Annotated in this window: 10 protein-coding genes; 3 read left to right on the plus strand and 7 right to left on the minus strand. The window is 56.9% G+C overall.

Translation table 11 applies throughout. The features are described from left to right. A partial coding sequence (locus ACWVCN_RS01465; protein ID WP_455243732.1) for a MogA/MoaB family molybdenum cofactor biosynthesis protein occupies positions 1 to 413 on the plus strand: 413 nt, incomplete at its 5' end. A 101-nt stretch (positions 414 to 514) separates the two neighbouring features. On the opposite strand, the gene ACWVCN_RS01470 is transcribed toward ACWVCN_RS01465, so the two are convergent. From ACWVCN_RS01470 to ACWVCN_RS01485, 4 genes are all read right to left on the minus strand, one after another. Next, positions 515 to 949: a CBS domain-containing protein gene (locus ACWVCN_RS01470; RefSeq protein WP_455243733.1), complete on the minus strand. Its 435-nt coding sequence runs from the start codon at positions 947 to 949 to the stop codon at positions 515 to 517. 52 nt (positions 950 to 1,001) lie between these two features. Next, positions 1,002 to 2,033 carry a zinc-binding dehydrogenase gene (locus tag ACWVCN_RS01475; protein WP_455243734.1) on the minus strand — a complete coding sequence of 344 codons (1,032 nt, stop codon included), beginning with the start codon at positions 2,031 to 2,033 and terminating at the stop codon, positions 1,002 to 1,004. Positions 2,034 to 2,196: 163 nt separating this feature from the next. Further along, the gene (locus tag ACWVCN_RS01480; protein WP_455243735.1) at positions 2,197 to 3,126 is read right to left on the minus strand and encodes a PhzF family phenazine biosynthesis protein; all 930 of its coding nucleotides are present in this window, start codon (positions 3,124 to 3,126) and stop codon (positions 2,197 to 2,199) included. Positions 3,127 to 3,135: 9 nt separating this feature from the next. Beyond that, entirely contained in the window at positions 3,136 to 4,374 is a 1,239-nt protein-coding gene (locus tag ACWVCN_RS01485) for a hypothetical protein (RefSeq protein ID WP_455243736.1), read from the minus strand. A gap of 38 nt (positions 4,375 to 4,412) precedes the next feature. Here ACWVCN_RS01485 and ACWVCN_RS01490 point away from each other — a divergent pair, with 38 nt between their 5' ends. After that, positions 4,413 to 4,673, plus strand: coding sequence for a hypothetical protein (locus ACWVCN_RS01490; protein ID WP_455243737.1), 261 nt, complete (start codon positions 4,413 to 4,415; stop codon positions 4,671 to 4,673). A 130-nt stretch (positions 4,674 to 4,803) separates the two neighbouring features. On the opposite strand, the gene ACWVCN_RS01495 is transcribed toward ACWVCN_RS01490, so the two are convergent. Both ACWVCN_RS01495 and ACWVCN_RS01500 read right to left on the minus strand, forming a co-directional pair. Continuing rightward, positions 4,804 to 6,687: a B12-binding domain-containing radical SAM protein gene (locus tag ACWVCN_RS01495; protein WP_455243741.1), complete on the minus strand. Its 1,884-nt coding sequence runs from the start codon at positions 6,685 to 6,687 to the stop codon at positions 4,804 to 4,806. A 211-nt stretch (positions 6,688 to 6,898) separates the two neighbouring features. Further along, entirely contained in the window at positions 6,899 to 8,797 is a 1,899-nt protein-coding gene (locus ACWVCN_RS01500) for a B12-binding domain-containing radical SAM protein (RefSeq protein ID WP_455243738.1), read from the minus strand. A gap of 792 nt (positions 8,798 to 9,589) precedes the next feature. Here ACWVCN_RS01500 and ACWVCN_RS01505 point away from each other — a divergent pair. Further along, positions 9,590 to 9,856 carry a hypothetical protein gene (locus tag ACWVCN_RS01505; protein WP_455243739.1) on the plus strand — a complete coding sequence of 89 codons (267 nt, stop codon included), beginning with the start codon at positions 9,590 to 9,592 and terminating at the stop codon, positions 9,854 to 9,856. Positions 9,857 to 10,071: 215 nt separating this feature from the next. Here ACWVCN_RS01505 and ACWVCN_RS01510 read toward each other — a convergent pair. After that, positions 10,072 to 10,294: hypothetical protein (locus ACWVCN_RS01510; RefSeq protein ID WP_455243740.1), on the minus strand; the 223-nt coding region annotated here is incomplete at its 5' end.

Genomic DNA, 10,294 nt, shown 5'->3' on the forward strand with positions numbered 1-10,294 from the left:
CCAGCGGCCAGCTGATCCAGAAATTGCTCAAGGAACAGGGCCACAAAATCGCCGCCTACCATCTGGTCAGAGATGAACCGGCAGAGATTAAGGCACGGATCGCTCAGGGGACCATCGACGACGCCGTACAGGCCATCATCATCAACGGCGGGACCGGGATCTCGCGGCGGGACTCGACCTTCGAAGCGGTCGATGCGATGCTGGAAAAACGGCTTGATGGATTCGGAGAAGTGTTTCGGTACCTGACCTATCAGGACATCGGCTCTCCGGCCATCATGAGCCGCGCCACCGCCGGCATCATCAAAGGCCGCGTGCTCTTCTCGACCCCCGGCTCAGAAAACGCCGTTCGGCTGGCGATGGAGAAGCTCATCCTCCCGGAACTCGGACACCTCGTGAAAGAACTTTCAAAGTAACCGTGAGGGGTGAACGGTAAGGGGTTTTCGGAATCCCTTCGTCCAGCCTAATTGCCCTTCACTCCTTACCCCTTACTCCTCACCCTTACCCCTTACCAATTTCAGTCCTGCGCGATCTTCGGTTCCGAATACGTGACCTCCGTCGAAATCGCCGATTGTGCATACCGTTTATAATGCATTAACAGATCCCGCACGGAAACGACCCCGACGATCGACCCGTTTTTGGTCACCGCGAGATGCCGCAGCCCGAGATCCCCCATCATATCCTGGGCATCATCCACCGACTGGCTGCCCTCGATCGAACAGATCGGCGTGGTCATGATCTTCTCGACCGTCAGCTTCCCCAACGGCTTCCCGCTCGCGACAGCCCGGCGGACGATGTCAGTATCGGTGACCACCCCGACGAGTTGCTTTCCTTTTTTGACAAAAACCGACCCGACCCGTGCAGTCCGCATCGCTTTGGCCGCGCTGACGATCGAGCTTTTCGGCCCCACGGACTTCACACGTTTGGTCATGATCTGAGACACAGTGGCCATGATAACTCCTTTCCTACTGGTTGAGCTCTACTGAAAAATTGGCGCCGGCGCATCATCCCGGCGTCAGCACTATTTTACCGAAAAACCGTCGACTGAGCATCTGTTCTTGCGCCGCTCGCGCATCTTTGAGTGGATAGGTGCAGTCGATCACCGGAATTAACCGCTTCTGCCCCATGAGTTCCGCCGCTTTGACCAGTTCCGCGCGCGTTCCCATGTACGAGCCCTTGATCGTCAGCTGTCGGGAAAACAGGTAGCGCAAATTCAGCTTCACGTCGCCCCCGGTCGTGGCACCGCATGTGATAAGCCGGCCGCCCTTCACAAGCGATTGCATACAGGAGTCCCACACGTCCGGGCCGATATGTTCGACCACCACATCTACACCACGGCCCTCCGTCAGGAGCTTCACACGCTCCGCAACGTTCTCACGAGAATGGTTGATCACGGCATCGGCGCCGAGCACTACGGCTTTGGGAATCTTGTCGTCCGATCCCACGCTCGTCATGACGCGGGCCCCGGCAAGTTTCGCCAATTGCACGGCCATGCTCCCGACTCCGCTGCCGCCCCCCATGATCAGGACCGTTTCCCCATGCTGCAGTCCGGCCAGGGCGAACAGCATGTGCGAGGCCGTAACCGACACCAGCGGAAACGCGGCCGCTTGTTCGAATGTGATGTTCTCCGGAATCGGCAGCACGTTGCGAAACGGCACCTTGACATATTCGGCATAGCCGCCGTGCGTCATGGCGCCGACGATTCCAAACGAGCGGCAGAAATTGTCGCGACCGGCCAGACAGTCATCACATTCCCAGCAACTGAGCCCCGGCGAGACGAACACCCGCTGGCCGGTCGTCACGCCTTTCACACGGTCGCCGACCTGCTCCACCACCCCGGCGATATCTGATCCGGACACATGCGGCAAAGGTATGGGATAGGCCGGATTGCCCTGTCTGATCCAGATATCGAGATGATTCAGCGCGCAGGCTCTGACCCGGACCAGAACCTCTTCCGGACCGATCGTTGGTACCGCCAGATCTTCATAGGACAGTTTCTCCGGCCCGCCATGTTCTCTAAACAACACCGCTTTCATCACCTTCTCCTCTTTCCTACTCTCAATTTCTCCCCTTTCCTCTCATTCCTCGTTTTGAGCAAGAAGGGCGGCTTGGTTGGTCCTCGATTGCGCGCGTCGAACGAGGCCCTTCCGAGGGCGCGCGTTCCGCGAGCAGGGGGACGACCAAGCCGCCCGATCCGCTTCAAAACGACAACGTCCCTTCCACCACCATCACGCACTGCCCTCCGACTTTCACCGTTTGAATCGCATCGTCATCCGATTCGATCTGCACGATAATGTTCGATGGCCGCCCCACCTCATACCCCTGCTCGATCACCAATTCCGTCATGGGTCCGACATCGACGACGCCGTTCTGGACGAGATATGCGCCAAGAGCGCCGCTCGCGCTGCCCGTCGCAGGGTCTTCCAGAATCCCGATCGCCGGAGCGAACATCCTGGCATGAATCGTCGCGGATGGTTCCACCGTTACAGTTGTGAAGACCATCATGCCGTTCGCCCCGAACCGGCCACAGAGATCCACGATGGCGGACGGATCGGGATTGATCGAACGAACCGCCGTCAGCGTCCGCACCGGGACCATCAAAACCGGCAAACCCGTCGATACCACCTCGATGGGCCACTTCGTGTCCGCGATCACGTATTTCGGAAGCCCCAAGGAGCTGGCCACCTTGTAGAGATCCGCCGTCCCCTCAACCCGTTCGAGGAACTGCGGCTCCGGCTGCGTCATCACCACACGCGAAACCTGCCCGTCTTGCCCGTGCAATTCGACCGGAAACAATCCGATGTTGCACTCCTGCACCACGCGGGTCACCAGCTCCGGAATCGGAATCACCCCCAGTCGTGCCAGCACGTAGAACGTGCCGACGACCGGATGCCCCGCAAACGGAATTTCCTGCGTCGGCGTAAAGATCCGCAGACGCACGACAGCGGCAGGATCGGTGGGCGGGAACACGAATACGGTTTCCGACAGATTCATCTCCCGCGCGATCTGTTGCAATTGATCGTCGGTCAGACCTTGTGCGTCGGGAAACACGGCGACGGGGTTGCCGCCGAAAGGCTGGCTCGTGAAGACGTCGGCTTGATAGAACTTGAGCGATCGGCCCTCAGTCATGCGGCCTTTCTAAGCGGGGCGAGAAAGCGCCTCATAACTTTGCGTCATCGGATTCCGCACATAGTTCTCAACATAATTCTGCAGCGAGCCATTCCGGTAGAGCTGCGCATTGGCAAATTTCGTATCGATTTTGTGCAACACCCTCACTTTGACGCCGGTCTTTTCCATGAACTGCTCCAGCGCCACACCGGTGATGTCGGTATAGGGTCCGCGTCCGGACTGCATGATGCACTTGGGAATGTGCACCACCTTTTGATTCGTCAATCGCCTCGCAATGTCGTCGAACGTGAGCAGCACCGTACAATCCGAATCGCCGCTCAACATCGCATTCGGCACATAGAGGAACTTCGCCCGATTCTTCCGGTACATGTTCAGAATCTTGTAGACGCTCCAGGCTGTGGCGATCGTATCCTTCTTCTCCAACTCAAGCGAATCGAACAGGCTCACGATGCGGCGCCGGCTCAAGAACGCCGTGATGTACGCCTCAGTATGGACCGTCTGCAGATTGGGCAGGCCGGCATCGTAGATGCGCGAAGCCTCATCCGCCAGATACTTTCTCCCCTGCCGCATCAGATTCGCCGTTTCCTCTTTCAAACCGCGGACCGGCGTCAACGTTCCCATCCAGAGGACACAGTTCTTGTTGATCCCGGAAATCGTCACCGCATCCTTCGACATCGTATGGGCATCGAACGAATAGAAGTTCGCCGACGACACGGCCGGCCCGTCGAGCACCTTCATCAGATGATTGATCGAGGGCGCATGGGGCATGAGCCGCTTCCGGTAGTCGCTGAGCGTGATGACGGACAGTTCGAAGTTAATCCGTCCCGGGTACTTCGCCGCCAACTGATGGATCTTCGGCACGTGCACGTAGCCGACTGTGAAGAACTGAATGCTCTTGTCCGTGTAGGCGAGAAAGTCTTCCACCCACTCCATCGCTTTGGGATGGAGGAAAAGATCGGTCCATTCCATGTACTCGTTGCCGCCGAGACACCAGAACTGCTTCGGATCGGTCGGCTTCTTGCTGATGTAGTCGAGGATATATTTCCAGTCTTCGTCGGTCGTCTTCGGCGGATCGAGCGTTTCGCGGTAGGAATGATCGAGCTCGTAGCAGAACTCGCACTTCACCGGACAATCGCGCCCGAGGCTGAGCGGGATCTTTCCCGCATCCATTTCAAGGCGCAAGACCTCGCGGTAGTCTTTCTTTGTGAAGATCGGCGTCGGCTGAAGAATGGGTATGGGCGTGGCCATTGTTTGACAGAAGATGATCGCTTTGTCAGACTGCGTCCATGAACGACGAGGCGATTCCGAAGGAAATCCTCCGTGCGCTGGAGATTCTCGATCTCAAACTGCCCGTCACCTCCGAGGATCTTGAGCGGGCCAAGCGCGTGCAGCTTTATAACTGGAACCCGTCTCGTTATGCCAATCTCACCAACAATCCCCAGGCCTACATGCAGTCCTACAAGAAGGCCGAAGAGATGACCAAACTCGTCAACGCCGCCTATGCGCTCCTATCGGCTGTATTAGTCCCGGACGTCTCAGAAAACTAAATTCCTAATCCCTACGGCCGATCACAACGTCATAGAACAAGGCCGCAGGAAGCATGGCGACTGAGGCACACAGTTTCACGTACGTCTTAGGGAGACATGTGACCGGGAACGAAGGTATATGCCGTTTTCATCAACCGTTACCCACTTCATGACTGGTGACCCTCGACATCCCTTCGTCGTTTTCACTCATTGCCACCGGCCACGTCACTAAGCCTGACACGCCTTCACCTGTGCCGACCGCCGCCGTCTGCTTCGCATAAATCTGCGGCAGCTTGTTCGTGCCGAACCTGGAGATGTAGAGAAAGACGTGCTCGCGCGCGTTCACCCGCACCGCCCAGGGTTGAAAATCGTTTTTGTAGAACTCTTCGCAGAGCTGCATCGCATCGAGACAGGAAATCCCGACCGGCTCGTTCAGCGTGTAGTAATAGTCCAGCGGCAAATCGTATTCTTCCTGCTTGTGGATCGTGATGCCGAACTTCTCCGGATTGCGGACCATCGGCGTGTGCCGGTAGGCCACGAAGTAGAACAACTCCACCGAATGGATCACCGGCTGGTTGTCGATCACGAACTGGCGCGTCTCGAGCGCCTCGTCTCTCGTCTCGCCGGGGAAACCGTAGAATGCCATCACGTGGTTCCAGATGCCGGCCTTCGCCGCCTGGTGCAGATTGTTCTGGATCACGCTCTTCTTCGCGTGCTTGTCCATGAGATTCAGCACACGCTCGTTCGCCGATTCCATGCCGTAGTAGAGCGTGCAGCAACCGGCCTTCGCCGCCAGATCCCAGATGGCCTGATCCTGCAAGGTCTCTTCGAAGCGGATCAGCGTCGTCCACTTGATGCCGACGTTTTGATCCACCAGCATCTGCGAAATCTTCTTGAACAGCGCCGGGGGATAGGATTCGTCGCTGAACAGGAAGTGCGTGCAGTGATACTTCTCCTTGAGCGCCTTCACCTGCTCGATCACGTGCTGCGCCGTCATACCGCGGTATTGGTCGAAATAGCCTTGGCCATGATCGCAGAAGGTGCAGCGGCCCCAGTAACAGCCGCGCGTCGCGAGGTAGGGAATGATACGTTCCGGCACGAAGTACGAATCGAGCGGGAACCCGTCGAAGTCCGGAAGCGGCAGCGCAGCCGTCTTCTCCGTGTAGACTTCGTTGTTCTGTTTCACGCATTCGGCCGTCCGCCACATCAAGTTCGGCACCGACGAGAGATCGCGCTGGCCGTTCAATGCCTCAATCAGCCAGAGCAGCGCGTGCTCCCCTTCATAGAGGATCGCGGAATCAAACACCTCGGTGAAGAACCGTTCGTGCTTCGGTAATTCTTCCTGCAAGCGCGTGATGACGTTCCCGCCGACCACAACATGGACGTTCGGGAAGGTCTCCTTGATCATCTTGCAAAACGTGAGTCCCGCCAGAAGCTGCATCTGAGTGCCGATCGAGACACCCACCACGTCCGGCTTTTCCTTGGCGACCGCAGGCAGCACCAGCTGGTTGCAGATGTCGCGGTACACGTTCACCTGCTCGTCGTCGAGGCAGGCGAAGACCTCTTTCGAAACGCCCGGACGGTAGCCCAGGTTGCTCTCCATCGGATAGAAGACGAGCGAGGCCGGGAAGTAGGCGGCGGAGATGTACTGCATTACTTCGCGGAACGTATTCAGCGCCCATTCCAATTTGTCGGCATCGTAGAAGCGCTCGCCGCGCACGACCTGCTTGGCTTCTTCAGCCCGTGCCGCCAGATCGAACACGTCAACTTCGGCCATCTGCTCAAGCAGAGCCTTGTGGCCCGCGTCCTTTTCCGTCAGTGCCCCGCGCCGTTCCAGATCTTCAAGCGCCTTGAGCTGCATCTGCTGCCGGCCCTTGAGCCAGATCAGGAAATCCATCGAGAAGAAATGGTCGTACATCTCGATGTTGATGTCGCGCTGGACAACCGTATGCCCCGCCTCGCGCAACACGGCGCTCAGCGACGGCAGCGCCAGATAAGGCGCCGTCGGCACCCACTCAGGCGGGAACAGCAGCATCACTTTGCTCTTCTTCCGATCCTCTTTCTTGATCGGAGACAGGCCGTCGATTTGTACGAGTCCGCTGCTACTCATAGTCGTGTGTTTACACGTCCTCTTTCAGGATGTTCAAAAAGGTCGCCAGTCTCACCCGCCCACCCCATCGCGCCGAGACGCGACTTTTCCCAACAAGGCCGCGAAACGCCGCTAGAAGCCTTTTTCAACATCCTGCTTACATCTTTCCCGCGAGTGTGGGCGTGACACCCGCCGTCTTCATGGCCTGATACTGCAAATCCGGTAACTTCTGAAGCCCGAACTTACAAATATAGAGGAATATGTACTCGCGAATATACAGCCGTAGATCCCAACCGGGATTGTGGTTCCGTTCGAATTCCTGGAACACCCGTTCGGCCTCTTCGATGCTCATCCCGTTCTTCACGGTGTAGTAGTAGTCCAGCGCCAGGTCCCAGTCCGGGTTCTTGTAGGCCGTGACGCCCCACTTCTCCGGATGCTTCGCCACTGGGTTGTGCCGGCCCAGATCGAAGGTGCCGAACCCCAGCGAATGCACATAGTCCTTGTTCGCCTCTAGAAATTGCACCGATTGCCAGGCCTCCTCCTTCGTCTCGCCCGGGAAACCGAAGAAGCCCATGCAGTGGTTCCAGATACCCGCCTCCGCCGTGCGTTTGAGATGCTCGGTCATGATGGCGGTCGTCGTCGCCTTGTCCATCAGTTGCAGCACCCGCTCGACGCCGGACTCATAACCGAAGTGCAGATAGCGGCAGCCAGACTCCTTCGCATCCTGCCAGACGGCATCTTCCAACAGACTCTTCTCAAACCGCATGTGCGTCGTCCAGTAGATGCCCATGTTGCTTTCGACCAGGCCGCGCGCGAGTTTTCTGAACAGGGCCGGCGGATAAGATTCGTCGGTGAAGTGAAAATGCTGGCATCCGTACTTGTCGCGCAGGTGCTTGATCTCCGCCAGCACGTCCTGAATTTTCTTCGACCGGTAACCGGCCGTATAACCCTCGCCATGGTCGCAGAACTCGCATCGGCCCCAGTAGCAACCGCGCGTCGCGAGATAGGGCAGCGTTTTGACCGGCACGAAATACTTTTCCAACGGCAATCCGTCGAAATCCGGCGGCGGGAGCTGGTGCATGTCTTCCGCATAGCTCGTCGTCGATTCATGCACACCGGTCTCGTCCTTATAGATGGTGTTGGGCACCTCAGCTAGGCTCCGCTTCGCCCCCACCGCCGAAACCAATTGAACGAAGGCTGTTTCACCTTCATAGACCACGGCGCTGTCGAAGTACTGGAACAGCGGCGAACGGGGCAGCACGTCGCGCAGGCGCGTCACCGTATTGCCGCCGATCGTGATGTGGATGTGGGGGAACTGCTCCTTGATCAGGGAACAGAACGTCATGGTGGAGAACATCTGCTGTTGGAGCACGATCGAAATCCCGATGACGTCGGGTTTCTCGGCCTCGATCACCGGCTTGACTAATTGATTGAACACGTCGCGGTAGATGTTCACCTGCTCGTCGTTCACCGCGTCGATGATTTCGGAGGAGACATAGACCTTGTAGGAGAGATCGGTCTCCATCGGCGGCATGCAGATCCGCGCCGGAGCATAGACCATCGAGATGACGGAAGTAACTTCACGGAAGACTTGAATCGCCCACTCTAACTTGTCGATATCGTAAAATGTTTCTCCGCGGACGATCGCCTTCGCCTTCTCCGCTTTTTTGATGAGCTCATCGATCTTCTGGCGGGACACATCGCAGAGCGCCATCTGCAATTCCATCTCGGCGTCGCTCAGTTCCCGATTCCTGGAGGCCTTCCGCAGCCGGTCGAGCTGCTGTGGCACCCGGCGCAGAACTTTCTTCAAAAAGTCTTCGCTGAAGTACCAGTCCCACATCTCCAGATTGATGTCTTTTTGGACGACCTGGTGGCCGGCCTGGCGGAGGACGGAGGTGAGAGAGGGAAGGGAGAGGTACGGCTCGCTGGGGAACCAGTCGGGCGGGAAGATCAATAAGACCTTCATCTTCCGGCCGCTGGTGGCTTCGAAACTCTGGCGATTCAACAGGATGAGCTCTTTAGAAGCCCGCTCACCCTTCGAATACTCGATTTTCATTCCGGCCTGACCCTTCTCTTAAACTCAGAAAACTAATAAGAAAGACGATGGGTTAGCCCAAAGTGAGATTATTGTAAGGGGGGTGGAGAAGGATATGCAAGCGGGGCTAGGGAGGGCCTGGCTACCTTCGCTCAAGCCAGGGCCTTGTTGGCTGCTGTTAACCTCGCTCTCGCTTGGCCACGAAACTTGTTCCATTCGAAGTGAACATTGAATGGAACGGCGAACATCGCGGCCACCTGCCAGGAGCAGGACGCGCGACCTCGGCCACAGCAGAAACACAAGGCCCTATGGACGCTCAGATAGCCAGGCTCTCCCACCGAGTCATAGACCCACCCACTCCAAGAAAGTAAAATGCCTCCGCTAATTAATTTAGAATGTATCGCAATTTATTCAGCCCAACCTCCTTATTTTTGAAAGTGGCATGGCCATGACGACCGCCGTCAACTATCATAGTCACCCATAGTCACCTTCGAAGGCAGTTGGGATTTTTGGAGCGCTCGTGCGAAAGCTACGATGAGGGTAACAAGGACGAGGCTATCCGCATTGCGACAATCATTCGAGTCCTTGTTCACGATACTACTGCATCAACTTCGCTGCTGAAGCATCTTAAGGCAACAAGCATTCATCTACTATCAACGAAACCGGGAGCGCCTCCCAACGTGATCATGTACATAGGACTTGGAATGATGCGAATAGGAGGGGGGGCGATCGGAGTATTTCCCACAGCTTGGGAATGGCCCACCAAAACTTTATCGATCCATCCCAGTATTTGACTGGTGGAACATGGTCGGCATGGTGCTGGACCACCAAAGGATAACAAGGAAAGACATCGTGCTTGCAGCGGCAAATAAAGACGGTGGGGCGCACGTGGATGCGAAGCTTACCAAGGAGTACCAAGCACTTGCGCGAGATGGCGCAGTCGGGTCATTTGTCTACCAGACACAAGGGCAACGAACTGAAGCACCAATACAAGGTGCCCATCTGGTTTCGTTGCGGCAACTTGGATACGAGTTGCTTCATTCTCCTGAACTCACAAGTCTTGCTCTAGGAACGCCCTAAAACTCGATCAACGGAGAAGAAAAGGGGACAGGCTACTTTCCAGGAAGAGCAGGGCACAACCAGGCTTAGCCCTCCAGCGCCCCAGGCGGAAGAGATTATTTGTTCGGAAATTGCAAATTAGTTCCTAGCTGGCGAGCGCTGCTTTAGCCAGGAAAGTTGCTTCCCGATTCCTAGCCCAATCATTGGAACAGCAATTTTGTACGGAAGAAAAGGTGTCAGGAACCATTTCCCCACAGACGCCACGCCATCCAACCCTTCTCCCCGCCCGCCACAAAGTGGCGAGGCAAGCGCGCGGCCTGATCTCCCCTCGCCTCATACATCGATAGACCCAATCCATGAGAAAAAGTACAATACGCTGACGAGTCGCCTTTCCCACGTTGGGTTCGCTGAGGCCGGAGAAAAGAGTAGAGGGTGGCGCAATCGAAGCAAGTAGCGGCG

It is taken from the genome of Petrachloros mirabilis (assembly GCF_975968855.1).